Annotated in this window: 22 protein-coding genes and 3 pseudogenes; 14 read left to right on the top strand and 11 right to left on the bottom strand. The window is 58.7% G+C overall.

What is annotated here, in order from left to right; genetic code table 11:
• The first annotated feature begins 85 nt into the window (after positions 1-85).
• The 6 genes and pseudogenes from ACIPSK_RS26460 (at position 86) to ACIPSK_RS26435 (ending at position 6,236) form a co-directional block, all read left to right on the top strand.
• Positions 86-2,821: a M16 family metallopeptidase gene (locus ACIPSK_RS26460; RefSeq protein WP_446533048.1), complete on the top strand. Its 2,736-nt coding sequence runs from the start codon at positions 86-88 to the stop codon at positions 2,819-2,821.
• A 68-nt stretch (positions 2,822-2,889) separates the two neighbouring features.
• On the top strand, positions 2,890-3,060 hold the full coding sequence (locus tag ACIPSK_RS26455; RefSeq protein ID WP_017969052.1) for an EAL domain-containing protein: 171 nt from the start codon (positions 2,890-2,892) through the stop codon (positions 3,058-3,060).
• A gap of 356 nt (positions 3,061-3,416) precedes the next feature.
• Positions 3,417-3,614 carry a hypothetical protein gene (locus tag ACIPSK_RS26450; protein WP_017969054.1) on the top strand — a complete coding sequence of 66 codons (198 nt, stop codon included), beginning with the start codon at positions 3,417-3,419 and terminating at the stop codon, positions 3,612-3,614.
• Positions 3,611-4,423: a hypothetical protein gene (locus ACIPSK_RS26445; RefSeq protein ID WP_017969055.1), complete on the top strand. Its 813-nt coding sequence runs from the start codon at positions 3,611-3,613 to the stop codon at positions 4,421-4,423. The genes ACIPSK_RS26450 and ACIPSK_RS26445 overlap by 4 nt, the downstream gene beginning before the upstream one ends.
• Positions 4,424-4,579: 156 nt before the next feature.
• Positions 4,580-5,399 (top strand): annotated as a pseudogene (gene ligD / locus ACIPSK_RS26440) (non-homologous end-joining DNA ligase).
• Between the two features lie 63 nt (positions 5,400-5,462).
• Positions 5,463-6,236 carry an SOS response-associated peptidase family protein gene (locus ACIPSK_RS26435; protein WP_017969056.1) on the top strand — a complete coding sequence of 258 codons (774 nt, stop codon included), beginning with the start codon at positions 5,463-5,465 and terminating at the stop codon, positions 6,234-6,236.
• Between the two features lie 281 nt (positions 6,237-6,517).
• Here ACIPSK_RS26435 and ACIPSK_RS26430 read toward each other — a convergent pair whose 3' ends face one another.
• The gene (locus ACIPSK_RS26430) at positions 6,518-6,847 is read right to left on the bottom strand and encodes a hypothetical protein (protein ID WP_446533047.1); all 330 of its coding nucleotides are present in this window, start codon (positions 6,845-6,847) and stop codon (positions 6,518-6,520) included.
• A gap of 311 nt (positions 6,848-7,158) precedes the next feature.
• Between ACIPSK_RS26430 and ACIPSK_RS26425 the strand changes: the two genes are divergently transcribed.
• On the top strand, positions 7,159-7,782 hold the full coding sequence (locus tag ACIPSK_RS26425) for a plasmid pRiA4b ORF-3 family protein (RefSeq protein ID WP_026154662.1): 624 nt from the start codon (positions 7,159-7,161) through the stop codon (positions 7,780-7,782).
• A gap of 414 nt (positions 7,783-8,196) precedes the next feature.
• A complete protein-coding gene (locus tag ACIPSK_RS26420) occupies positions 8,197-9,150 on the top strand; it encodes a DUF4238 domain-containing protein (RefSeq protein WP_162118162.1) in 954 nt (317 codons plus the stop codon).
• A 155-nt stretch (positions 9,151-9,305) separates the two neighbouring features.
• Here ACIPSK_RS26420 and ACIPSK_RS26415 read toward each other — a convergent pair whose 3' ends face one another.
• Both ACIPSK_RS26415 and ACIPSK_RS26410 read right to left on the bottom strand, forming a co-directional pair.
• Positions 9,306-9,971, bottom strand: coding sequence for a hypothetical protein (locus ACIPSK_RS26415; RefSeq protein WP_017969062.1), 666 nt, complete (start codon positions 9,969-9,971; stop codon positions 9,306-9,308).
• Between the two features lie 69 nt (positions 9,972-10,040).
• Positions 10,041-11,423 carry an AlbA family DNA-binding domain-containing protein gene (locus ACIPSK_RS26410; RefSeq protein ID WP_017969063.1) on the bottom strand — a complete coding sequence of 461 codons (1,383 nt, stop codon included), beginning with the start codon at positions 11,421-11,423 and terminating at the stop codon, positions 10,041-10,043.
• A gap of 429 nt (positions 11,424-11,852) precedes the next feature.
• Here ACIPSK_RS26410 and ACIPSK_RS26405 point away from each other — a divergent pair.
• Positions 11,853-11,972: pseudogene (locus ACIPSK_RS26405) on the top strand (SDR family NAD(P)-dependent oxidoreductase); the annotation flags it as partial.
• Positions 11,973-12,440: 468 nt separating this feature from the next.
• On the top strand, positions 12,441-13,772 hold the full coding sequence (locus tag ACIPSK_RS26400; RefSeq protein WP_131642913.1) for an epoxide hydrolase family protein: 1,332 nt from the start codon (positions 12,441-12,443) through the stop codon (positions 13,770-13,772).
• Between the two features lie 26 nt (positions 13,773-13,798).
• Here ACIPSK_RS26400 and ACIPSK_RS26395 read toward each other — a convergent pair.
• Together ACIPSK_RS26395 and ACIPSK_RS26390 are read right to left on the bottom strand one after the other, a co-directional pair.
• Positions 13,799-13,965 (bottom strand): annotated as a pseudogene (locus tag ACIPSK_RS26395) (PHP domain-containing protein); the annotation flags it as partial.
• Between the two features lie 43 nt (positions 13,966-14,008).
• On the bottom strand, positions 14,009-14,761 hold the full coding sequence (locus ACIPSK_RS26390) for an SDR family NAD(P)-dependent oxidoreductase (RefSeq protein WP_446533046.1): 753 nt from the start codon (positions 14,759-14,761) through the stop codon (positions 14,009-14,011).
• A gap of 292 nt (positions 14,762-15,053) precedes the next feature.
• Here ACIPSK_RS26390 and ACIPSK_RS26385 point away from each other — a divergent pair, with 292 nt between their 5' ends.
• Entirely contained in the window at positions 15,054-17,369 is a 2,316-nt protein-coding gene (locus ACIPSK_RS26385; protein WP_446533045.1) for a PAS domain S-box protein, read from the top strand.
• 107 nt (positions 17,370-17,476) lie between these two features.
• Here the strand turns inward: ACIPSK_RS26385 and ACIPSK_RS26380 are convergent, their stop codons facing one another.
• From ACIPSK_RS26380 to ACIPSK_RS26365, 4 genes are all read right to left on the bottom strand, one after another.
• Complete coding sequence (locus ACIPSK_RS26380) at positions 17,477-17,941, bottom strand: nuclear transport factor 2 family protein (RefSeq protein ID WP_446533044.1); 465 nt, start codon at positions 17,939-17,941, stop codon at positions 17,477-17,479.
• Positions 17,942-17,975: 34 nt separating this feature from the next.
• A complete protein-coding gene (locus ACIPSK_RS26375; RefSeq protein ID WP_260298991.1) occupies positions 17,976-18,608 on the bottom strand; it encodes a pyridoxamine 5'-phosphate oxidase family protein in 633 nt (210 codons plus the stop codon).
• Positions 18,609-18,663: 55 nt separating this feature from the next.
• Positions 18,664-19,632, bottom strand: a complete 969-nt coding sequence (locus ACIPSK_RS26370; protein WP_446533043.1) for an MBL fold metallo-hydrolase — start codon at positions 19,630-19,632, stop codon at positions 18,664-18,666.
• A 70-nt stretch (positions 19,633-19,702) separates the two neighbouring features.
• Positions 19,703-20,692 carry an alpha/beta fold hydrolase gene (locus ACIPSK_RS26365; RefSeq protein WP_446533042.1) on the bottom strand — a complete coding sequence of 330 codons (990 nt, stop codon included), beginning with the start codon at positions 20,690-20,692 and terminating at the stop codon, positions 19,703-19,705.
• 241 nt (positions 20,693-20,933) lie between these two features.
• Between ACIPSK_RS26365 and ACIPSK_RS26360 the strand changes: the two genes are divergently transcribed.
• The 3 genes from ACIPSK_RS26360 (at position 20,934) to ACIPSK_RS26350 (ending at position 23,131) form a co-directional block, all read left to right on the top strand.
• Positions 20,934-21,887: a response regulator gene (locus ACIPSK_RS26360; protein WP_446533041.1), complete on the top strand. Its 954-nt coding sequence runs from the start codon at positions 20,934-20,936 to the stop codon at positions 21,885-21,887.
• A gap of 255 nt (positions 21,888-22,142) precedes the next feature.
• Positions 22,143-22,916 carry an alpha/beta fold hydrolase gene (locus ACIPSK_RS26355; RefSeq protein ID WP_446533040.1) on the top strand — a complete coding sequence of 258 codons (774 nt, stop codon included), beginning with the start codon at positions 22,143-22,145 and terminating at the stop codon, positions 22,914-22,916.
• A 47-nt stretch (positions 22,917-22,963) separates the two neighbouring features.
• Positions 22,964-23,131 carry a hypothetical protein gene (locus ACIPSK_RS26350; RefSeq protein WP_446533039.1) on the top strand — a complete coding sequence of 56 codons (168 nt, stop codon included), beginning with the start codon at positions 22,964-22,966 and terminating at the stop codon, positions 23,129-23,131.
• A gap of 69 nt (positions 23,132-23,200) precedes the next feature.
• Here the strand turns inward: ACIPSK_RS26350 and ACIPSK_RS26345 are convergent, their stop codons facing one another.
• Both ACIPSK_RS26345 and ACIPSK_RS26340 read right to left on the bottom strand, forming a co-directional pair.
• Positions 23,201-23,824, bottom strand: coding sequence for a DUF1684 domain-containing protein (locus tag ACIPSK_RS26345; RefSeq protein ID WP_170261944.1), 624 nt, complete (start codon positions 23,822-23,824; stop codon positions 23,201-23,203).
• A 71-nt stretch (positions 23,825-23,895) separates the two neighbouring features.
• Positions 23,896-24,012, bottom strand: a complete 117-nt coding sequence (locus ACIPSK_RS26340) for a hypothetical protein (RefSeq protein ID WP_446533055.1) — start codon at positions 24,010-24,012, stop codon at positions 23,896-23,898.
• Positions 24,013-24,172 lie beyond the last annotated feature (160 nt).

Genomic DNA, 24,172 nt, shown 5'->3' with positions numbered 1-24,172 from the left:
GCTGCGGGTAAGTCTCGCGTATATGCTCTTCACAAGAGCTAGGCCTCAACAACCACATCGTTGATTGTCAACGCCAGGATAAAAAATGTTTCACAAAAGCGATCTCCAAGCCGACCCCGATGTCCATTTCGGGACGCTCGCCAACGGCATGCGATTTGCAATTATGCCGAATGTCACTCCGGCCGGACAGGCAGCGATCCGCTTTCACATCGCCTCCGGCTCGCTCCAGGAAAACGACAACCAGCAGGGTCTGGCGCATTTTCTCGAGCACATGGCCTTCAAGGGTTCGACGAATGTCCCCCAAGGGGAGATTATCCGCATCCTGCAGCGCAAGGGCCTGGCCTTCGGGCCGGACATCAACGCCCATACCTCTTGTGACGAGACTGTCTATAAATTCGATCTGCCCGAGGTCGATGCCGACACGGTTTCGACGGGCCTGATGCTGATGCGCGAGACGGCGAGCGAGCTGACCCTCGATGCCAGCGCCTTTGATCGCGAACGCGGCGTCATTCTGTCGGAGGAGCGGCTGCGCGACACGCCGCAGTATCGCGCGGAGGTCGAAATCATGAATTCGTTGCTTGCCGGCAAGCCCGCGACCATGCGCGCCCCGATCGGTAAAACCGACATCATCAGCAATGCCCCCGTGGAGCTTGTCCGTGAATATTACCGGGCCAACTACCGGCCCGAGCGGGCGACGCTGATAGTGGTTGGCGATATCGACCCCGCCGCCATGGAAATCGAAATCCGCCAGCGCTTCGGCGACTGGAAGGCCGTGGGTCCGCCGCCTGCAGAACCGGATCCTGGCACATTGGAGACGAAAGGCGAAAGCGCCGACGTCTTCGTCGTTCCCGGCGGCATGACCAGCGTACGGATCGCCTGGACGCGTCCCTATGACGCCGCGCCCGAAACGTTCGCCAAGCGCCGCACCAAGCTTATCGAAGATCTCGGCCTGAGGGTGCTCCAGCGTCGGCTGAGCACCATTGCCGGCAAGGCGGATGCCCCCTTCATCAGTGCGGGCGCCGGCGCCCAGGACCTCCTTCATTCCGCCCATGTCGTCCAGATCGCGGCGGATTCGGAGCCGGACAAATGGCAGGCGGCGCTGACGGCCATTGACCAGGAACAGCGGCGCATCCAGGAGTTCGGCGTTGGGCAGGCTGAACTCGATCGCGAAATTCTTGGATACCGCTCCATCCTCCAGGCTGCCGCGGCCGGAGCCGCGACGCGCACGACCACCGACATCGCCTCGGCGCTGGCTGGCAGCGTCGATGACAATCAAGTCTTCACCTCGCCCGCCAAAGACCTTTCGCTGTTCGAGACGATGACCAACGGCGTCACGGCGGCCGAGGTCAATCAGGCCCTGCTGCATGCATTCTCCGGCAATGGTCCGCAGGTCGTGCTTCAGACCGCCCGATCACCGCAGGGCGGAGCCGATACGGTTCGGCAAGTCTATGATGCTTCAAAGGCTATTGCTGTCTCGGCACCATCCGGTGCGGCCGATGTCGCCTGGCCCTACACCCATTTCGGCGGACCGGGTGCCGTGGTCGAACGCCGTACGGTCGAGGATCTGGGTTTGACCATGGTGCGCTTTTCCAACGGCGTGCGCCTTACCGTCAAGCCGACCAAACTGCGTGCCAACGAAGTGCTGGTGCGCGAAGATATCGGCCGCGGTCGGCTTGGCCTGCCTAACGACCATTCCGCCCCGATCTGGGCATCTCGGGCCGTCGAGCGGTCCGGCCTGAAGGCCATGGATTGCCAGGATATACAGAATGCGCTCACGGGTAATATCGTCGGCGTCGACTTCTCGGTCGGCGACAGCTCCTTTAAGTTCCACGGTCGCACGCGGACGGAAGATCTTGCGACTCAATTGCAGCTGATGGCGGCATACATTTCCGATCCCGCATACCGCCCAGAGGCATTCAAGCAGGTGCAGCAGGCATATTTGAGCCGCCTCGATCGGTATGACGCGTCGCCCGGCGGTGTTGTCAGCCGCGATTTCGCAGGTCTCGTGCATTCCGGCGACCCGCGCTGGACCTTCCCCGACCGCGCGCAGTTGTCCGCCGCCAAGCCAGACGAATTCGAGGCGCTGTTCCGGCCTATGGTTTCCAACGGCCCGATCGATATCGCCATCGTCGGCGACGTAACGGTGGACGACGCAATCCGGCTGACGGCTGAAACCTTTGGCGCTTTGCCGCCGCGCCCGGAGACGGCGTCGAGCAACGATCGGGACGACGTGCGTTTTCCGGCGACGACCGAGAAGCCCGTTTTGCAGACCCACAGCGGCAGGGCAGATAATGCCGCCGCCGCAGTAGGGACTTCCATCGGCGATTTGCTCTCCGATCTGCCGCGGTCGTTCACTGCCAAGATCGCCATCCAGATTTTCCAGAACAGGCTGATTGACCAGTTTCGTATTGCCGAAGGCGCAAGCTATGCCGTGCAGGGCGTCGTTGACCTGTCAAGGGAAGTTCCCGGCTACGGCTACGCCTATTTCTCCGTCGAGACGGAACCGGAAAAGGTCCCGCGCTTCTACGCAGTTGTCGAAGAGATCGCCACCGACCTGCGGTCGCATGATGTCTCTCCGGATGAGCTTGCGCGCGCCCGCGAGCCCATCGTCGAGACATTGAAGCATCAGCAGCAGAGCAACGAATATTGGATTGAATATCTGCACCACGCCCAGACGGACTCGCGTCGTTTGGACCGGATACGCAATAGTCTCACCGGCTACGGCAAGGTCACCGCCGGAGATATCCGCGTGTTTGCCGCGACCTATTTCAGTCCGGAAAAATTCTGGAAATTCGAAGTGCTGCCGGCGACGGTAAGATAGCGGGCGAGGCGGGTTGCGATCAGGGGCGGCGTTTAACGGGCCTGTCGCAAATTTTTGCGCTTAACGGTATGGCCAGCGCACTCGATATCCCCGTGACAGCCGAAGGTGTCGAGACCCAGCGGCAAGCCGAAATATTGCGGGATTCAGGCAGCGATCAATTGCAGGGGTATTTGGTTGGCAAGCCTATGTCGGCCAACGAGATTCATGAAAAACTGCTACGGGATGGGGTCGCCCCATGACATTGCTTGGCGTTTTATAGACGTCACGGCACCCGCTCGGTCAGCTTGTTCGACCAGCGACGCCGGCCGTCAACCATATGCAAAAACAGATAGAAATTTATTGGTTTGCATATGGTTGGCGGCGGAATGATCGCCATTGCTCGTCTCCGGCTTAGGCCCTCCTACGTCAGGCTTCTCCATCCTGGTTGGTTGGGCAGACCGGCCCGCATGGCGCAAGCGCATCGAATTAATGACTATTCAACCGATATCTGTTATACCAATCCAGTGCGAACAGCTGGAACAAACGTCAGCTGGAGCTCATTGAATGATCGACAAAAGAAGAGTATGAGTGACATCGATCTCTAAAGAGAAGAGAAATGGATTCAGATCGCGCCCACTTTGATGTTGATCAGCGCCGCCGCGAAAAACAGCGGGATCGCGAGCTTGACTCAGCGCGTCTTCTCAAGGGCGAGGTCGACGCCGATAAACTTTTCGAGCGCAATGGCTTGTTCTCGGCATTCAAACCAGAGCAGATGAGCATTGGGCAACGTAGGGTGCGCATGCAGCTGGCATGACGGTCTACAATGAGTTTCTGCGTCCGGACGAAGTCATCAAAATAGTTTCGAATCTTACTGTCGATGATGAGGCTTTCATCGTCGGTGGACAGGCGACATTTCTTTGGGCTGGCTTCTACGAAACTGTGCAGCCCGAGCTCGAAAAGTACAAACCATTCACGAGTAAAGACATCGATTACTATGGCGGTGTGCAAGCGGCCGAAAAATTAGCGGAAGCCATCGGTGGCACCGTCAAGACACCTGACAAAGACAGTATGAATTCGCCAAGTACCGCAATTGTCGAAGCGAATATGAACGGCCGTCCAATTATCGTGGACTTCCTCCATGACATCATTGGTGTCAAACGAGAGGAATTTCGAAACGGCGTAACCACCATCATGCTTCGAAGCGAAGACGGCTCCACCATAGAGGTGGCGGTGATGCACCCTGTGCTGTGCCTGAAAAGCCGTATCGGCAACATTATGAGCCCGGCGACACAACGACGCGATGAGATCGCAATCCGTCAGATAAATGCCGCATGGTGGGTTGTCCGGACTTATATCGACGACGCCCTCGAAGACAACGACCACAAAGAAGCGGTCCATTGCCTATCAGATCTGTTTTGCTTCCTGAGAAGCCATCAGTTTGGCCGGAATGCTCACGACGTCACGGGTACCGACGTCCTCGACATACTCAAACATTTCGTGGACGACACAAGGCTAGACGAGCGATGGCGGAAGCGAACATTAATACCGGCAATCGAGAAGATTGAAAGCAGGCGGGAAGCGCGCGCGAGGCGAGCAACCGGAGGAATGGGAATATTATCCTGAACATTAGAAATCAGCAGAATGCCGATGAGAATCAGCGCAGTAGCAGCCCGCGGATTTTTTTCCGAGCGTTTGCGAGCGCTACTCCCTTTGTGTGAATTGCGGGGACAAGTCGATATCGTCACAGTGTCTTTAAGATTTTTCTGCTGAACTGGGGCGATGAAGAAGCCTCCGAGATCAAAACCCCTCCTGCGTGACGCCGGGGCCCCGATCCGTTCCAGGCCGCGAGGCAAGCGCAATCCCGCCCAGCCACAGCTGCGTGCTTGACGAAGAGGGTCGGCCGGATTTCGGGCTATTGCAGCAATCGCTGGGCGCATCCGGTAAACAAGCCGGCAACCGTGCCTCCGACGCCGTCCTTTACGCTTTCGATCTTGTTTATCTGGACGGCCACGATCTGCGCGGTGTCGAATACCGGTCCCGCCGACATCTTCTCGAGGACTTGTTGAACGGCGCAAAGGACGAGCAGGTCGGCGCTATTCGGCTATCGGAAACACTCGATGGCGAACCAGCTGTCCTGCTTGAGCATGTCTGCCGCCTCGGCCTGGAAGGCATTGTCGGCAAGCACCTCGATCGGCCCTATCGCTCTGGCCGGACCGGAGACTGGGTGAAAATCAAATGCGTCCAGAGCGAGGCCTTCTTCATCGTCGGCTATGAAATGTCATCAGCTTCGCCTGCCGGCTTCGGCTCGTTGATACTCGCAGCGTATCGTGGTGATGAGCTCGTCCACATGGGGAGCGTCGGCACGGGCTTCAAGGAAGCCGAGGCGATCCGATTGTGGAAGATGCTGGACACGCTGCGATGGAAGCGAAAGCAACCGCCCCTGCCCTATTCCGGAAGTGCAGATGTCATCTGGGTCGAACCGACCCTGATTGCCGAGATCGAGTTTCGCGCCTGGACGATAGACGGTAAACTCCGCCATTCGTCCTACAAAGGCTTGCGAGAACGCCAGGACAATGCCGACGTCTTCCGGCTCGACTAGCGAAATCAGCGCCATCCGCTAGATTGGTCACCATTCGAGCTCACGTGGAGTAGATGGCCTGCTATGTGTAACCTCTATCGCATGGAAGACAAGGACTGGGTCGCCAAATGGGCCCAGGACGCCCAAAGCCTGATCAATCTGATGCCCGCCTACCAGATGAACCCCGATCAGATGGGGCCGATCGTCCGCAACACCGCCGACGGCAAGAAGCAACTGGTCCATGCGCGCTGGGGACTGCCCTCGCCGCGCTTCGCACTTGAGAAGGCGGCCAAGGTAAAGGCCGAGAAACTTGCGGCGAAAGGCAAGCCGTTCGATCTCGAAGAACTGATCCGCATGGAAGCCGACCGCGGCACGACCAACGTGCGCAAGCTCAGTTTCCCTCACTGGACGCGATGGTTCGGTGTCGAAAACAGATGTCTCGTCCCGGTCACCAGTTTCGCCGAGCCGGATCCGGCCAGCCAGCAGCAAGGCGGCAACGTGCCGAACGCCTGGTTCGCCCGTGACGCAACCAAGCCGCTGATGTTCTTTGCCGGTCTCCATGTGCCGCAATGGCAGAGTGTTCGAAAGGTCAGGGACGGCCTGACCACTGATGACCTCTATGGCTTTTTGACCACGGGTCCCAACGACCTGGTGAAACCGATCCATGACAAGGCCATGCCGGTCCTGTTGCTGACGAAGGAAGAGACCGACATCTGGATGCGGGCGCCCTGGGAAGAGGCCAAGAAACTTGCCCGCCCGCTACCGAATGACGCGCTGATCATCTCGTCCCGCGAACCATACGGATCCACGATTGTCTCGAAATCCGGAGAGCCGGTGGAACAGGGCATTCTCCTTTGACGTCTGCACTCAGCGCTTGAATGCATCGGAAAATGAAAAAGCCTGCCGCGGGAGGAGGTGCGGCAGGCTTCTCGGAATATTGAACAACGGCTGGGAGGAGGAGTGCCGCTGTTCCGTCAGGCTCCCCTTGGGAGGAGGAGCGGGTCGCCTGATACACGAAGCTCTGCGGGAGGAGGTGCATTGCTTCGTTGACCTGAAGATATCAGATGCTGCCCCGACCGCCAGCGCTCAGATCGCAGTGCAGCCATGCGCATGTTGCAATGCAATATAAAATCTTGTGCTCATTTTTCGGCCATTACAGCTTTGATTGTGGTGGGCTCGAAACCGAGAACGAATTCGATCACCTTGGCGGAGGACATTTCGCACGGCTTCAGTATCGGCCCAGGTCCAGCCAATCGATAGAGGTTGAAGCTGACGATATTGGTTCCGCTAAGCTCCTGGCCATAGAGCCAGGTCCGTTTGCCATCCTCCGACCGCTTGACGGTCACGCCCCATGATAAATTACCAAAATGTCCGTCGACATAGCCGTCCGGCAATCTGGCAAGCGCGTCCTCGAACCTCGCCTGAACCGATGGAGGTGTTTTGCCGCCGGCGGTCATGGTGCCAGGCATTCGTCGCAAATGCCGCAGCCATCGTCATCCATACTCGACGCCGAACGTAACGTTCGACAGCACGGACATGTCGCTGCATCTGGCGCACAGGTGTCATCGCGGTCCGGCGGAAGAATTTCGATGCGTACTTCCGGCATATCGGACGCGCTTCGATCCATAGCGATGCTCCAGCTCAGGTTTACACCTGAAATAGTACGCCTCGAAGGCCGCACAAGCCGGCAGAGATGCCGTCAACGACGATCCAGTTCGAATACAGTGCCACAATTGCGCGCCTTATTGACGATCTTCCCCCAACCTTGTTCATTTGCCCAATGTTCAAAGCCGCAAACGCTGTGCAGATCAGGGTTTCCATCGACGACATCGAGCCGGACGTCTGGCGCCGTTTGGTGCTGCCGGTCCATTGGAACCTCGAGCATCTGCATCTCGGAATTCAGGCCGCATTCAACTGGTGGAACTATCATCTCTATGAATTCCGCATCGGTGGTCTTCGGTATGGCGACGTCGAGACCCTGATGGAGGATGCAACCGATGACGATCCTCGAGTCTTCGATCAGAGAGAGGTTCGCTTGCTGGACTTCGAGCAAGGTGCCGTCTTCAGCTATCACTACGATTTCGGGGATGGCTGGCGGCACACCGTCGCAGTCGAGGAGTTCTTGACGCTCGCTGCTACGCCCAAACAAGGAAGCTGCATCGCCGGCGAACGGGCGCGACCGCCCGAAGATGTTGGTGGCGTGTCGGGATATGAGCGATTCCTGGAGATCATCGCCGATCGAGAAGATCCAGAATATGCTGAAACCATTCGGTGGTGCGGTGGGTACTTCGATCCGGAACGGTTCGACCTTTCGATGACGGACAAGGATCTCCGCAATGCTCTACGTACGAACGTCAAAAGGCGTCTTTATCAACCGAAGCCGAAAGACGCACCGAGGAAATGAGTTGGGGGAGGGTTTCGAGGTGGACCGCAAGCCTGTCGCTTCAGAGGCCCGCAAATTTCGAATGCACCTCCAGCTAACACCGCCCAGTCCCTAGAGGAATGACCATGGGGCCGGAAGCAGAAAGTCCACTGCTAGCACACCCAGGACGTAAACGGACATGCGTGGCCCCAGTGCAGCGGTCCGCGATTGGCTCTGAGAGGCAAAATATTGCGGCTTCCCTCAAATTCCTATGCCATCGTTGCACGAATGGCAAACTGATGTGGAGGAGAGACAATCACACGCTGGTAGCAGTCATGAAGGTGAGGGAGACTTTCTGGAGGACGCCTTGACAGAAATATTCGAGGAGCTTAGGGCCAAGCGGGCGGCCGAAATTAAGAAAATCCTGGAGAACGGGGGAAAACCTCCGAAGAAGAAATGACGGCCGAACTCCCCATATTCCATCACTACCTGCCTCGGTTCTACCTCAAGCGTTGGGCCGACGATAAGCAGCGCGTGTGCCGCTACAGTAAGCCCCACAATGAGATCATTGCGCGTATGGTGTCTACAAGGTCCACTGGCGGCGGAAATGGTCTTTACAGTATTCCTGGAGCTCCGGCTGAAGAAGCGCAGCGCGTTGAAATCGAGTTCATGAAGCAACTCGACACGCTCGCTTCGGAAGCCCTCACAATGATTGAGACACGCGACCAGAGGCTCGCTCAGCCGAGATATCGCAGTGCCTGGTCGCGCTTTATGATCTCGCTACTTCTCCGCATGCCTCGCGACATTGATGCGCTCCGGGAAGGCCTGACAAAGGAGATGATAGCCGCCGTTCCTGAACTGGATGCCGAGTACCAACATTTCAAAGCAGACGGCTCGGCCGACAGTTTCTCAGAGTTCCTCAAGACTATCCCTGATCCGGATTGGCAAGGATGGGCGGTCGAACTGCTGCCCACCCTCATTGACCATGAAGGTATCGGGCAGATGATCAATAATATGATCTGGTTTACTCGAACGATTACCAGCGATTACGACTATGTAACGTCGGACAGCCCGGTAACCATGTCCTATAGCCTGGTGAAAGAGGAGGGATACATTTTCCTCCCCATAGGGCCGAAGCTACTGTTCTTCGCGGTGAGCGACCGTGAGACGTTTGAGCGGGTTGAAGCTTACAACGCCATTGAACAACTGCAGAACCTGAATAAGCTGACCATTCGACGTGCGACGGAGCTAGTGTTCGCCCGGGATGAGCGGCACCTACACGAAGTGCGGGAGATGATGGGCACGCGGCCGGGGAAAACGCTGCTCGAACGACTGGTAAAGTACCGGGAACAAAAGCGAGGCTACGAAGTGAAGACGAGCCTGGCGGGCAGGACTGATTCCGCGCCATGATGGGTGCAACGAAAGCCTCCGTTCATCGCTCGCACCTTCTCTGTGGTTCTTCCCTTTCCACCCTTAGTCAATAAGCTCTTCCTCAACGTCGCCGATGGCGCGCGCGTCAAAGGTGCCAAGAATAGGCTTGGGTGCCTCATTTTTCAGCGGCGACGTTAAAAGGTATGCAGCTTGGTGATCTTTGAGAGGTTACCGACATGCAGGATCATCGGATCGGTCGCTGCCGTGCCAGCGGTCACTTCGTCACCATCGTTTTCGAGTGCGCATTCGACATTCTCGACCGCGAATGCGCCCTTTCGGCCCATAACGATCCGATGCTCCTTCTGCCATGCCCAACCCTCTGGCTTGGTGAAAGCAACCCGCTCGGGGAGCGCCCAGTCGGCGCCTGGCGCCGCGGCCAATTTCCGGTAGTCGACCTCACGACTATAGACCCTACGGTCGAGTCTCGAACGCAGCCGGACATGCATCGATATTCGGCCAAACAGGCGGATCGGCTCTTTGATCTCGACACAGAACGGGCATTCGAACTTCGCAGCGATGTCGGGCGACAGCTCAGTGCTCAGGCAATAGACAAAAATGTCGACGGCCTGGACCGAAGAGCGGAACCGCCAGCCTGGCGGCATCTCAACGACAGCGCCATTCTCCTTGGTGAGCACTAGGCCCTCCTCGGGCTCATAGCGCAGCTTGCCGTCGTCCGGGTCGCCGCGCACCAACTCGTCTTCGTAGGCGCGGAAGTAGCTCAAGGGGCGCGCGAAGATCTGGCCCTTGTCGATCAGCGCGCGGGCGTAAGCTTCCTCGGCAAGATACTTATAGAGCGGCATTGTGGCATCGCTGCAACTTCACGCCATTGCGGGCGGTCGGCCAGCCCGTCGAAAGCGCCAGAACAAACCTCATAATTTGATGAACCGCGGCGCCAGCCCCGCGACCAGCTCACCGCCGCACTCGGTGAAGCCGAACAGGTTGAGGACCGGACAGGAAAGCTGGGCGACGACCTCGTGCCAATTGGCGGCAAGGACCGGCACGTCCCAGGTACCGATAGTCGTGCGCTGATCGGCGCGCGCATGCCGACCGGGTGACCAATAGATGTCGCCGAAGTCATCAATCTCGCGTCCGGCCAACCCGCGCCAAGTGCATCGAAAGGCGACGCGGCTACCCTCGTATCGCTCGGCCACAATCCGGGCGTGGGTCACCAACTCGGCGGTTTCGCGAACGATTGTTTCAGGGCTGAGCCAAGTGCCGGCCGGTCGCCCCTTCCCCTCGACACTCCGCTGGCGATCTTCGCGATAGGGGCGGATGATGGTTGCCCGACCGTCGACGGCGAAGCGCCAATAGTCGGGCAGGCTGATATCGAAGTCGCCGTCGCCGATGAGATTGCTCTCCAGCACGTCGACCCCGCTACCGTCGTCGAACTCGGGGTGCAGCGCGGCTGCGATCTCAGGCCGCGTGAAGGGATAGAACATGCTCCATCCCGTCCAGACGGTCTGGCGGACGTCGCGGTTCACCTCTGCGAGAACACGCTGCAGCTCGTGCGCCGGGATCGCGATGCCGGTATCGGACAGGATCATATAGCTCAGCTGGCAATGATTGGCCTCGATATCGACTAGCCAGCGTAGCGCGGTCGCCTTCCCAAGGATCGCTCGCCAGCGCGCCTCACTCTCACCATGCCAGGTCTTCAGCCGATCTTCTATTGCGGGCGCGGGTGGTTCGGAGCGGGGCTGAACGGCACGGGCGATATCCGCGAGCAGACTGTCGCGATCGAAGAGAATGCAACGCCGGATCAACGGCTGCCAGTCCTCCACCCCCATCGCCGCTTCGCTCTTTGGACCGGGCTTGCGGACATAGTAGGTGCCGGCCCGGATCCCTTGCGGTTGGCCCTTCGGATCGTGTGGACCATCAGCCTTGGCGCCGATCGGGGTCGATCCGTGCGAGGGCACGCGCACGACCGGATAAATGAGGCCGGCGCTCGACTGAATCAGTTGGACATCGCACTGGAAGGCGGGCGTCAGATATCGGGTGACGACCCGGCCGAATGTATCCCGGCTATATCCTGAAAGGTCCGTCGGCCGGCTAGGCGCGATGCTTTCGTCATCGCGAAAGCCGAAGACGAGATAGCCGCCGCCATGGTTGGCGAGCGCGGCGATATGCCGTGCGAGCTTGGCCTGCGCGACCTTGTCACCAAGGTCGATCCAGTCCTTAAGCTCAATATCGAGCGTCTCGCGCGGATAGTCGACCAAGTCCGTTAGATCACTGCGCCCATCGGTGGTCTTCGCCATCGCTTCCCCATCCGGCACGACTAAAATCAGGCTAGTGCCCTCATTCCCCAACGTCATACATTCTTGGAGAATTTCGCTCTAGTGGCAGCTCTTGGAAAATGTTGCCTGACCTTGGAATGACCAATCTGGGGCGCAAAAGCTGACGTTCAGCGATCTGATCTTCTATTCCGATTGGGCGCCATTGCGAAAGTGAGCGATGCTCGCCTTGAACCGATTCGAACCGTCGACCTTACTCCCGCTTTCTCAAGCTGCTGAAAAGCCAACCTTCGCCGCGTAACGTTGATATATGGAACGCATATGGTGGCTCGGTGCAGGCAGGCCAATCGACATCGTCTGCTCACCGTGGTCTGTGCACTCTTACTGCAGAAGTGGACACGACGGCTCCGCCGCTTTGGGCCATGATAATTCCTCAAGGTGAGAGGAGACATCATGCGCTTTAAGAACAAGACCGCCTTGATTACTGGCGGGGGAACGGGAATCGGTGCGGCGGTCGCCCGCCGGATTCGATTGGAAGGCGGGAATGTCGCGCTCGTGGGGCGACGTCCCGAGCTGGCCTTGGGCAGACCATCGCGCTTCAGCGGCGGACTTTCTGCGGAACTGTAGATTCCCGTGACTAACGAGCCCCGCGAGCCCCAGCGTGAGGCTAACGCCAAACAGTAGTCCGCCATAATCCGGCGCCCTCGCTGAGGCGGTTGCTTTCGACATCTCATCGTCACGTCGTAGCTGTCATTTCGAAGACGAGACGCCCCCTGCCCGCTCACACTACACCAATGATCGGCATTCGCTGCAGGGTCTGTGTGACGCCCAGCCGCGGCGACCCTGCTACATTGCATTACATTTCTGGGCTGCCGGGAAATATGCCAGACACATCAAACGCGCGATGTATGCGCCTGGCCCAAGACGCATCGATCGTGACGGTCGATGATCGGGACAGGGCACGTCACAATAGTGGTTACGACGGACCCTTGCGTTTCGAAAATTGAACGACCGCTTAAATACAACAGGAAAGGAACGACAATGTCGGACAAAATTTTCTCCAACCAGGCAAAGACAACAGCAATATCGTCTACACTTACTCGACGGGCGCTGCTCGCAACCGCGGGAGCCATTGGCGCACTCAGCATCCTGCCTCGTCCGCTTTGGGCGGCGGGTTCTGCCGAGAACGAAATTCGACCGTTCACATACTCGGCCTCCGACGCTCAACTCACTGAGTTGCGCAGACGCATCGGCGAAACTCGATGGCCCGAGAAAGAAACGGTTAGTGATCAGTCGCAGGGCGTGCCACTCGCGACAATGCGGGAACTGGCTCGCTACTGGGCGACCGATTACGACTGGCGTAAGGGCGAAGCCAAGCTCAATGCCTATCCGCAGTTCATCACAGAGATCGACGGCTTGGACATACATTTCATCCACGTTCGTTCGAACCACGAAAACGCCTTGCCGCTCGTCGTTAACCACGGATGGCCCGGCTCGGTGATCGAGCAGCTGAAGATCATCGATCGCCTCACAAAGCCCACCGAATACGGTGGCACCGCATCGGATGCTTTCCATGTCGTCATTCCGTCGATGCCTGGCTACGGATTCTCTGGCAAGCCGACAGCGACGGGATGGGGTCCGGAGCGCATGGCCAAAGCCTGGGCTGACCTTATGAAGCGTCTCGGCTATACACGTTATGTTGCGCAGGGTGGCGACTGGGGTGCATTTGTCGTCGACCAGATGGGTCTTCAGGCTCCGGAGGGCCTTCTCGGTATCCACACCAACATGCCCGCTACCGTTCCAGCCGACGTTGATAAGGCGCTTTTGGCCGGTGCCCCTGCTCCCGGCGGGCTATCTGCCGAGGAAGAGGGCGCCTACGCTCAGCTAGTCAGAACCTTTAAGCAGGTCGACTATGCTAGGCTGATGGCAACGCGCCCACAGACTCTGTATGGTATTGCGGATTCACCCGTTGGTCTCGCCGCATGGCTTCTCGATCACAATGATGCGGATGCGCAGCCGGCCGCGGCTGTCGCCTCGGCCTTGAATCGGACCGCCAGCACGACGGGCGAACTTACGCGTGACGAGATCCTCGATAACATCACGCTCTATTGGTTGACGAACACAGGAGTCTCTGCTTCCCGGCTCTATTGGGAATACAAGGGTGGCTTCTTCAATAAAAAGGGTGTCAACATTCCGGTGGCCGTCAGCGTGTTCCCTGGCGAGCAATATGAGGCCCCGAGGAGCTGGACCGAAAAAGCGTATCCAAAGCTAATTCACTACAACAAGGTGGAGAAAGGTGGGCATTTCGCGGCTTGGGAACAGCCACAGCTCTTTACCGAAGAGCTACGGGCAGGCTTCAGATCGCTTCGATGATTACCGAGATCCGAGCTTAGCCGAGGAATGCCCTGTGACCGCGCATAGCGGACGTCGAGAAGACGGTCAGGAAGTACGGCGCGTATTTCATCGTGCGGATGAGATCGAGCTCGTGCCGCACGACCTTCAATACATCGGGCGGCAGGCCTTCGAGATAGCGTTCCGGCACGCATTGCCAGACATAGTTGCTAACTCCTCGATCGTTTTCAGGAGTTAGTAAATGAGATCGGCGCGCATTAGATCTGCGCCGAGCCGCCGTCCGCAAAGAGCTCGCATCCATTGACGAAACTGCTTTCGTCGGAGGCAAGGAAGAGTGCCGCGTTGCCGATTTCGCGGGGGTCGCCCATGCGCCCGAGGGGGATGCTGGCCAACGTCAGTCGCATCATCTCCTTCTTCATCTCCTCCGATGTCGCCAGATCATGCCAGCCAGGCGTCGATGTCGCACCGGGCGCAAGAACATTCACCCGGATGCCGCGGGGTGCGAGATCAAGAATCCAGTTGCGAGCGAAACTGCGGATGGCTGCTTTTGTCGCACCATAGACACTGAAGGCAGGAATGCCCGTCGACGCCGCCGTCGAACCCGTCAAGATCACGGAACCGCCATCCTTAAGGAGCGGCAAGGCCTTCTGGACGGTGAAGAGCGTGCCCTTCACGTTGACGTCGAAGGTTCGGTCGTAGTGCTCCTCGGTTATTGCGCCGAGCGGTGCGAACTCCCCGCCCCCGGCATTCGCGAACACGATGTCCAGATGGCCGGCTTCGGCTTTCACAATTTCGTAGAGACGATCAAGATCAGCGAGGTCTGCGATGTCGCCCTGGACGCCTCGGGCGTTCCCGCCAACTTCGCGGACGGCGGCGTCAAGCTGCTCCTTGCGCCGGCCAGTCATGAAGACACGAGCGCCCTCCTCCGCAAATCGCTTAGCGGTCGCAAGACCGATGCCGCTGTTGGCACCCGTAACGACGGCAATCTTTCCTTGGAGGCGCATGCTCATCTCCTATGGCAACTTGAATTCGTTATGATGACCAGACGGTACTCCTGGTCGTTAGGTCAGGCTAAGGAGTTGCAGGAAGAGGTTGTGAGTTTGCGTTAGAAAGTCCCGCTAGTGTGACTGCGATGGCAGAGAGGCCACCGCCATAGGCGTCGTGGGGCCGATCGCCCGGCCCCGCTTGCACGTCATCCCTGATGCGTCGGCAATCGTACTTTAACGAAATCGGTGGACCGCTTGCCGATATCTCGCGGCCTGCTACTCTGCCGGTCGGACGCACCTCCTTCGGAGCTTCGCGATGGACACAACGACAGGCCTGCGAATGCTCCGAGCGCTGTCCTTCGATGCGGACCGCAACGAGATCGCTGATTCCCTGGTTACAGCATGCCTTCAGCAGGTCGGCGTAACCAGCGCCGAGGTAGTTTTCCTTTCGGGTGAACATCCAGCTCTCGGCGTCCCCTCCGAGGCGATGTCTGAATTGCGCCGAACCCAGCAGTCGGTTTTGATGACGACAGGCGCCACGGCGGACGCGGCACGCTTCTTGGTGCCATTGTCTTGTGGCGACCGCCTCCTTGCCATATTGAATCTTGAAATCGCCGGGCACCGGGCGGACGACGACCAATACCGCGAGAACTTCGAGACGCTTACTGCGTTCGCCGCCTTGCGGATCGACAGGGCGGGGGTGCAGGCGGATCTCGATCAGGCCCGCGAGCGAGCGCGGCTCGCCGAGCGAGAGCTGCGGCTATCATGGGACATGCTTCCCGCCCACGCTTGGCACACGAGACCAGACGGAACCCTCGAGGCTGTGAATAGGGAATGGTCAGGGTACTTCGGCCTAACGGAAGAAGAATCCTCGGGGTTCGGCTATACGCGGGTGTTCCATCCCGACGACATGCAAAAGGTCATGGACGTGTGGATGCGGTCCCTCTCTCAGGAAGTGCCCGGAGAGGTCGAGACGCGAATGATGCGCGCGGATGGCGAGGCCCGCGTTTTCCTTATCCGCACCGTTCCCATCCGCGACGAGAACGGCAAAGTCATTCGATGGTACGGCATCAACATCGACGTGGAAGATTTGAAGGACGCCGAGCGGGAAATCGCCAGGACGGCTGCCGCCCTAGCGGAAGGTCAGAAGATGAGCCGGACCGGAAGCTGGTCCTGGCGGTCCGGCACGGACTCTTTCTCGTGGTCCGACGAATGCGCCCGGATCTTCGGCATGGACCCAAACGAACGACAGCCGACCTTCGCCGCGATGCTCGAGCGCGTGCACCCGGACGATAGGACGGCGATCGAGCCGACCGACGCCTCTCCGGAGTCATCGCCGGGGGACACGCAGAACGAGATGCGGATCGTCGTATCCGACGGGACTATCACCTTCGTCGAAAGCCGGACCCGCATCGTACGCGACCCGGCGGGCAAAGTGGTCGAATACGTCGGGACCGTGCGAGATATAACAGAGTCAAAGCTGGCGCAGGACAGAATCCAGGAAAGCGAGAGGCGGTACGCCGCGACACTTTCGAGCATTGGCGACGCGGTCATATCGACCGACGACAAAGGTCGCCTCATGTTCATCAATCCGGTAGCGGAAAAGCTTACGGGCTGGACCCAGATAGACGCAGCGGAGAAACCGGTCAGTGAAGTGTTTCAGTTGATCGACGAAACGCGTGAGCTCGTCGACGACCCGGTCTCGGAAGTCCTCGCAAAGGAAGTCGACCCAGTTATCGGGATCCAATACGCACTTCGGTCAAGGGCCGGCTCCGAGCTGACAATCGACGTGTCGGGGGCGCCCATCATCGACTCTCGTGGGGACATGAAGGGCGCGGTCCTAGTATTCCGGGACATGACCCAGCGAAACGAAACGGCAGACGCTCTGCGCAGATCCAAGGAGGATCTTGCGCGCATGAGCCGCCTGACTGCGATCGGCGAACTGGCGGTCTCGGTCGCACATGAGATGAACCAGCCCTTGATGGCGATCGTCACCAACGCGGCTGCCTCCATGAGTTGGCTTGAAGGCAAGTCCCCAAACATCGAAGAGGCGATGCAGGCGATCGGCTGGGTGCTCCGAGACGGCCATCGCGCGGGAGAGGTACTGAGCGGGATACTCGCGCTGGCGAGGAATTCTCGGCCAAAGATCGAACCGTTGAACGTCCGGGAGGTGATCGAGGAAGTTCTGCAGTTGACGAAGAGCGAACTTCGTCAGAGAGGCGTCGTTGTCGAGACCGTCTATGACAACGCCGCCGACGCGGTCACTGGCGATCGCATCCAGCTCCAGCAGGTCCTTATCAACCTGGTCATGAACGGCGCGGAAGCGATGACGCCGCTGGAAGACGGGAGGGTGCTCCATGTCGCCACCAAACGGTTGAGCGACGGGCTTACCCAGGTGAGCGTGTCGGACAACGGCATCGGGCTCGATCCCGATACAGCCAATCGGGCTTTCGAGGCATTCTTCACCACCAAGGCGACCGGCATAGGCATGGGACTTTCGATCTGCCGATCCATCATCGAGGCGCACGGCGGCCATATCTGGGTTACGACTGAGAAGGGCACTGGAAGCACGTTCAGATTCACCCTGCCGCCACCATCCTTGCAAGAGCGATCCGCAACTCCTGAAGAATAGCCGGGCGTGGGTCGAAGCTCGTGTAGGAGAGATGAAGGCTAGCTTTAGCGGCGGACACGAGCAAGTTCGGATGGGGCTTGTGAGATCGCGTATGATGCGACCAATGCTCAGAATCCGAAGTCGCTTAGCCCCAAATGCCCGTCGGGCCTTTTTCCGAGCGGCCAATTGAAGGCACGTTCTTCAGGCTTGATGGGGTGCTCATTGATTGACGCGTGCCGGTATTTCATAAGCCCGTCGGCGTCGAATTCCCAATTTTCGTTGCCATACGCCCGAAACCAGGTGCCGCTGTCGTCGTGATGCTCGTAGGCGAAGCGCACAGCGATCCGGTTCCCGGAAAACGCCCACAGTTCCTTGATCAAGCGATAGTCAAGTTCCTTCGCCCACTTGCGCGTAAGGAAGGATTCGATGGCCGTGCGCCCGACGACGAACTCCGCACGGTTCCGCCAGTGGCTGTCGACGGTATACGCGAGCGCGACCTTCACTGGATCGCGCGAATTCCAGCCATCCTCCGCCAGCCGTACTTTCTCGATAGCGGATTGGAAGGTGAAGGGAGGCAATGGAGGGCGGGTCATGTCATGAATCCTTTCTTAAATCCTTTGAGCGAGATTATTGGACGACGGAAGATTTCGCGGACTTAAGCGTCGCGATCTCCGCCTCCAGTTCTTTTATCCGCGCGTCCCTGCTTTCGATCGACTTCAAGACTTCGTCAGCCTCGAACCGCAGCGGAATGTGCTGCGGGCAGTTGGCGTCCCAGGCCTCGACATGGAAGAGGATGACCTGCTCGGGCCTGGCCTGGTAATCTTTCGGCATCAACTGATCTATAAGCGCCGTATTGCCTTCGACCACGCTTGCCCTTCCCCAGATCTTCACTCGAGAACGACTGCCATAGTCGATCAGGAAGAGCTGCGCCTTGTCGTTGTCGACCAAGTTTCCCTGAGTGATGTATTGGCGGTTCCCGACGTAGTCCGCGAATCCCAACGTGGTCTCGTCGATGACGCGGAGGAATCCAGGCGGGCCGCCCCGGTGCTGGATATAAGGCTGGCAATTCTTGTTGGCGGTTGCCATGAAAATACTGATCTGCTTCTCGATGAAATCCTTCAGATCCGGCGTGATCGCCGTCGCCCATCCGCCACGCTCTTCGACACGGGCATAGGACCGGCGCGAGCCCTTCCTTGTCTGGATCTCCTTCACCGACGAGGAAAACGCGACGTCGCTCGAAATATGCTTTTGAGTATCCACGGTCTCCTGCCCTTCTTATGGATCCGCGGCCCGGCGCCGCCGCGGGAATTTCCGCTCAGACGCCTTCGTACACAAGGCGGGTGAACAGCGCCGGCGAGATCGCCCATTTCCCGAAGACGGAGTTCCACTGCTCGGTGGGCTTGGCGGCGACGGCATCCTCCGCACTACGTCCATCCTTTTTCAGCTTCGCGACGTTTTCCCGGATGCCTATGAGCATGTCCCGCCAAGCGATGAGATCTTTCTTGTTGCCAATTTTGCCGTGCCCCGGAACCACGATCGTCTGGTCATCCACCATCTTGACATTGGCCTCGGCTGCATTGATCTGCCCTTCGATGCTGCCGCCCGTCGAATAGTCGATGAAAGGATAGACGCCGTTCCAGAAGGTGTCGCCCACGTGGACGACGTTCGCTTCCTGGAAGAAGACCGAGATGTCGCTGTCGGTATGGGCGGGACCGTAGTACTTCAGCGCGATCGTCTGGCCGTTCAGCTTCAGCGTCTCATCGTCGCCCTTCATCAGCATCGTCGGCAGCGCGCCCTTCGGCGAAGGCGGGAAGTCGAAATCCCAGTCCTCCACGCGGGTGGCTGCCGTCAAATGTTTCAGCGTGTTCGGATGAGCCATGATCATGGCTCCCTCAGAGTTCAGCCATTCGTTGCCGTCCGAATGATCGAAATGCCAATGTGAGTTGATTAGATGCCCAACAGGCTGCGGACCGAGATCTGCTAGCGCCTTCTCGATGCGTGGGCGGGTTGCCGTAATTCCGGCATCGACGAGAAGCTTTCCCTCGTCGCCGACCAGGACGCCCATGTTCCCTCCGGAACCGAACAAGGCACTGACGCCGCCCCGCAACTTGGTCGTTGTGATGTCGGCTGCGGCGGCAGCTTCGCGTATTTGGACGACAAGACTTTTAGCAGCGGCGAAGACTTCCGACGGAGTGAGCCAACCACCCGTCGCCGCGAACGTTGCGCCGCCGAGGCAGCAGAGGCAGAAACCGCGTCTCGAGAGTGCGTAATAGTGCTTGTTCATTTCCTGCTCCATCGTGTTGCGATGAAAGGGTGCCACCACGCAGGGAGGCGTACGTGGTGGCCGCCTCGATCTAGTTCTGGCTAAGTTTTCGATCGAGGAAATCATGAATGAGCGGGGCCATCTCCGGCAGTTTGTCTTCGAGCGCGAAGTGGCCACTGTCGAGCAGATGCATCTCGGCGTGCGGCAGGTCGCGCAGATAGGGCGACGCGCCGTCGGCCGGGAAGATCTTGTCGTTCTTCCCCCAGACGATCAGGGTCGGCGGCTTCTTGTTCCGAAAAAATTCCTGGAATTTCGGATAAAGAGGGACGTTGCTTCCATAGTCGTGAAAAAGGTCGAGCTGGATGTCCTTGTTGCCGGGACGGTCGAGCAAGGGCTGATCGTGGCCCCAGTTGTCGGGGTCGATATGCGCGATGTCGCTCATGCCGTCGGTGTACTGGAACTTCGTCGTCTCGGGGGCGACGAGCACCGACAACGCTTCACGGTTGGCAGGCGTGTCGCTCTTCCAGTAGGCCTTGATCGGATCCCAGAATTCCTTCAGTCCTTCCTCATAGGCGTTGCCATTCTGGACGATCAGCGCCGAGACGCGGTCGGGATACTTGAGCGCCAGCCGGTAGCCGACAGGAGCTCCGTAATCCATGACGTACATCGCGTATTCAGTGATGTTGAGCTTACCGAGAAGGCCGTCGACGATGTCCGCGTAGTGCTGGAACGTGTAGGCGAACTTAGTCTGGTCGGGCGCGTCGCTCTGGCCGAAGCCAGGGTAGTCCGGCGCGATGACGTGATATTTGTCGGCCAGGATCGGGATCAGGTTCCGGAACATGTGCGATGACGTCGGAAACCCGTGGAGCAGAAGCACGACAGGGGCGTCGGCGGGACCCGCTTCGCGGTAGAAGACCTTGGTGCCGTCGACGACCACAGTGTGATAGGTGACCTGCGGGACGACCAGCTTATGCGTGGCGGCGACTTTCTTGGCCGCGTAGGACGTGGCCGGCAGGGCCGTCGATGCGGACAATGCGATTGCTATGGCCAGTGCAGTCCTGCTCATGATCGATCTGTTCATTTCAGCCTCCGGTTCAATGAATTGGGGACGTGATGGCGACCGCTCGTCGCGTCGCTGATTTCCCAATCATTGCTACGCTCGATGGGCGGAAACGACGAGCTAGTTGTCGTAAGGAGCCGTGAGTTTGCGTGAGACGTCATGCCAAATAACTTCGCCAAGTCCTTCGAATTCCTAGACCTTGGTCTAGTTCTTCACGACGTTGTCGGGGCCGGACTGACCATTGGTCGGATTGCTTGCGTGTATGGAGGGAGCTACGCTTTCACCTCAATCGCACGCATTTGGAGAACGCACTTCGCACCGGGTTCAGATTTGTAGAAGTCGATCTCAGGAGTGGGGTGAACAATTGCAGCCGAGGGGGAAGTCAGCCATGCAAGTCCGATTCGACGACGCGCTCGATCAACCGACCTCATCAGACGCCTACCCGCGATCAAGAGAGGCAAAGCGCGAATCTTTTGACGATCCCATACGCTTCGGACGTTTCTGTGCGGTTCCGCATTCCCGTCAGCTCTTGCTGGATGGGCAATCGCAAGAGATTGGTGGGCGGGCGTTCGACCTTCTGATGGTCCTTTTGAGGTCCAAGGGAAGGATCGTAAGCAAGGACGAAATCCTGAACGAAGTGTGGCCGTCGATGGTGGTCGAGGAATGCAATCTTCGCTTCCAAGTCAAATCATTGAGGCGGGCGTTGGGCAGCCAGGGCGACATGATCAAGACGATTGTCAGAAGAGGCTATATGCTGATCAGGGACGACATGGTATCCGAAAACGAGCCACGGTTCGACGCGATGCGGTCGACGACGTTTTCAGAGATCGCCACTTCCGTAGCAACCAAAGCTGCCACGCCGCACATCGTCCTGATCGAAGACGACGAGAGCGTTAGGCGCTCGATATCGACACTGTTACGATCGGTCGGCCTCGACATCGTCGCATTTGCATCTGTCAAGGAATATCAGGAGAGCGGACACGCGGATCAGCCCGACTGCCTCATCCTCGACGTCTGCCTGCCCGGAAGGAGCGGCTTGGACTTCCAGGCCGATCTCGTGAAGACGGGCATACGCTACCCGATCATCTTCATAAGCGGTCATGCCGACATTCAGATGTCGGTGCGTGCCATGAAGGCGGGAGCGGTCGAATTCCTGACAAAGCCGGTGCGGCATCAGGATCTGCTAACCGCGGTGGATATGGCAATAAACGCCTGACCGTATGGGCGCGACCCAGCATTGACGTTTGACTTGAAGGCGGCCCCGAGTGCCGCCTTTATCCGTTGTGGCGCCGATCTTGACCTTTTTCATATTCCTGACCGGCACCGGCCGCAGAACCCGCGGCCAACTGGATCTCACACGCCCTCTCGACAACTCACGCCATTGGACGGCGCCGCGTAGTAGCCTATGGAGAACGTAAATCGAGCGCGCATGCACAAAGCGTCAGGCGCGCCACAGTGTGAGGTTCTTCGCATGAGCAAGTGGTTGTCTAGTTCAGCATTGATCACAGCGCTAGTCCTGGGACAGAACGCGATGGCGGCCTCCAAGCCGACGATCGTCCTCGTCCACGGCGCCTTCGCGGAGTCGGCGAGCTGGGACGGGGTCGCCGCCAAACTGGTGAAGGACGGCTATCCTGTGGTCGCAGTGGCGAACCCGCTCCGGGGACTGAAGTACGACTCCGACTATGTTTCCGCAGTCATAAAGTCCATCGACGGGCCGGTCGTGCTGGTCGGCCATTCATATGGCGGCTCGGTTATCACCGACGTCGCGGTCGAAGGAACCAACGTCAAGTCCCTCGTCTTCGTCGCGGGCCTCGCGCCGGACAACGGAGAAAGCGCTGGCAGCCTTGGCAAGAAGTTCCCGACGGGCACGCTCGGCGACGCGCTGGCACCACCCGTCATCCAGCCCGACGGAAAGCACGATCTCTACATCCTGCAGAGCAAGTTCTGGAAGCAGTTCGCTGCGGACGTCACGGAGCAGCAGGCGGCACTCATGGGTGCGGAGCAGCGCCCGGTGACGGCCGAGGCCTTGAACGATCCTTCGGGCGATCCATCCTGGAAAAAGCTGCCTACGCATTTCATCTACGGCACCGCTGACAAAAACATCCCGAGAGAACTCCATGAATTCATGGCAAAGCGAGCAGGTGCTAAGGAAACCGTCGGCGTGAAGGGCGCGTCCCACGTTGTGATGATCTCACATCCCGAACTGGTGTCTGCAATGATCGAGCGGGCCGCCGCCGATAAGTAGCGCCACGGCCATCATGTCATTCGCCCCCATTTGATGAGGACCAGCCGATGCAGACCGATATCGCCATCAAGGTGAGCTTGGGCAGGATACGTGACGTCCTCGAAACCATCGACGACTGCCTGCACGTCGAGCACTACAGCGTCGCCGCGGAAATCGGGCGATCACCACCTCGCTGGGTTCCGGCGTCGGGACGTTTGTCGTTGCGGCAGCGCTAACGAGAGGGAGGAAGCAGGCACGACTTCTAAATGCCCGGCTACGAAGTTTCAGGCTTCTGCCTCCTGCGCTTATCGTTTCGAGACAGGTAGCCGTTCTCCGGCTCTCACTGCGCCTTTCAGTCGATTGCCCGATGGCGCTAGTGGACAGACATAACGGGAAGAATAGGCGCACGAAGGAAAATAGGAAAAATTGAAATCGAGCACCAGTGCGCCGTCTGAACGGACGACTCCGAGATCCGCTCCCTTGATGGTGTCGAGGAGATATCGGCCACCACCATACGTCTCGGTTCCTGAGGTCGCATCGACAAACGGCAGGAACACGCCACCGCCGTACCCCTCAATCCAGTAAAGAGTTAATTCGCCGCCCAATCTGGCCTCCAGCCCCGTTGTACGAGAGAACGCATGCATCGACAGGTCACCATCCACTCCTGTTGCGACGGTTATCCGTTCCGGCGTTACCGGGACAAGCTGTACCGTCAAGCGCAACGAGGGATCATAAGAAAATGTCGTCGGCCCTTCGAACGTCTTGCGGTCCGCCGGGTCAATTGGCGACTGAGGATGGTCGCGAAACAGGGTCGAACGGGTGGCGCACCAAAGCCCCCAAGCAGCAACCACGTCCGGGCTAGAACGTACCGCGTAGTAGAGATTTGCGATCTTCTCGCGCCATTCCCACAGTTGTTGAGTCTCGTTCAAATCATTTCCCCCATGTCGGAAATTTCGCCGCTCTCATTCATTGACGCTCGCCCAATCATCGCGGCGCAACTTTAAGCAATCACGCACTGATCCGAAAGGTGCGGTCGAGCTTTCCGAAAGTTCTCCCGCACGTAGGAGCGGATGAAGGCAAAGCCTCGGGACAACGGCTCAGGAAGCGGCGGATCCACGATGAGCTTCGGTGCCGGCTCGTCCTCGATGGCGGGGAAGGTCAATTGTATCTCCGGCCGTCTGGGCCGAAGCCCTCCTGGCAGGCGTCGTCATAGCGGCCTTCCTACCTTGATTGCTTCGATCGTCTGAAGCCGCGCATTCTTGCGAAGTCGTCCATCG

The organism is Rhizobium sp. LARHSG275, assembly GCF_052871115.1.
Note: the sequence above shows the minus strand (reverse complement) of the source record. Positions and strands in the feature narration are given on the sequence as shown.

Coding starts and splice junctions, on each gene's coding strand:
- ACIPSK_RS26460 (WP_446533048.1), top strand. CDS start 86: ATGTTTCACAAAAGCGATCTCCAAGCCGACCCCGATGTCCATTTCGGG.
- ACIPSK_RS26455 (WP_017969052.1), top strand. CDS start 2,890: ATGGCCAGCGCACTCGATATCCCCGTGACAGCCGAAGGTGTCGAGACC.
- ACIPSK_RS26450 (WP_017969054.1), top strand. CDS start 3,417: ATGGATTCAGATCGCGCCCACTTTGATGTTGATCAGCGCCGCCGCGAA.
- ACIPSK_RS26445 (WP_017969055.1), top strand. CDS start 3,611: ATGACGGTCTACAATGAGTTTCTGCGTCCGGACGAAGTCATCAAAATA.
- ACIPSK_RS26435 (WP_017969056.1), top strand. CDS start 5,463: ATGTGTAACCTCTATCGCATGGAAGACAAGGACTGGGTCGCCAAATGG.
- ACIPSK_RS26430 (WP_446533047.1), bottom strand. CDS start 6,847: ATGCCTGGCACCATGACCGCCGGCGGCAAAACACCTCCATCGGTTCAG.
- ACIPSK_RS26425 (WP_026154662.1), top strand. CDS start 7,159: ATGTTCAAAGCCGCAAACGCTGTGCAGATCAGGGTTTCCATCGACGAC.
- ACIPSK_RS26420 (WP_162118162.1), top strand. CDS start 8,197: ATGACGGCCGAACTCCCCATATTCCATCACTACCTGCCTCGGTTCTAC.
- ACIPSK_RS26415 (WP_017969062.1), bottom strand. CDS start 9,971: ATGCCGCTCTATAAGTATCTTGCCGAGGAAGCTTACGCCCGCGCGCTG.
- ACIPSK_RS26410 (WP_017969063.1), bottom strand. CDS start 11,423: ATGGCGAAGACCACCGATGGGCGCAGTGATCTAACGGACTTGGTCGAC.
- ACIPSK_RS26400 (WP_131642913.1), top strand. CDS start 12,441: ATGTCGGACAAAATTTTCTCCAACCAGGCAAAGACAACAGCAATATCG.
- ACIPSK_RS26390 (WP_446533046.1), bottom strand. CDS start 14,761: ATGAGCATGCGCCTCCAAGGAAAGATTGCCGTCGTTACGGGTGCCAAC.
- ACIPSK_RS26385 (WP_446533045.1), top strand. CDS start 15,054: ATGGACACAACGACAGGCCTGCGAATGCTCCGAGCGCTGTCCTTCGAT.
- ACIPSK_RS26380 (WP_446533044.1), bottom strand. CDS start 17,941: ATGACCCGCCCTCCATTGCCTCCCTTCACCTTCCAATCCGCTATCGAG.
- ACIPSK_RS26370 (WP_446533043.1), bottom strand. CDS start 19,632: ATGAACAAGCACTATTACGCACTCTCGAGACGCGGTTTCTGCCTCTGC.
- ACIPSK_RS26365 (WP_446533042.1), bottom strand. CDS start 20,692: ATGAACAGATCGATCATGAGCAGGACTGCACTGGCCATAGCAATCGCA.
- ACIPSK_RS26360 (WP_446533041.1), top strand. CDS start 20,934: ATGGAGGGAGCTACGCTTTCACCTCAATCGCACGCATTTGGAGAACGC.
- ACIPSK_RS26355 (WP_446533040.1), top strand. CDS start 22,143: ATGAGCAAGTGGTTGTCTAGTTCAGCATTGATCACAGCGCTAGTCCTG.
- ACIPSK_RS26350 (WP_446533039.1), top strand. CDS start 22,964: ATGCAGACCGATATCGCCATCAAGGTGAGCTTGGGCAGGATACGTGAC.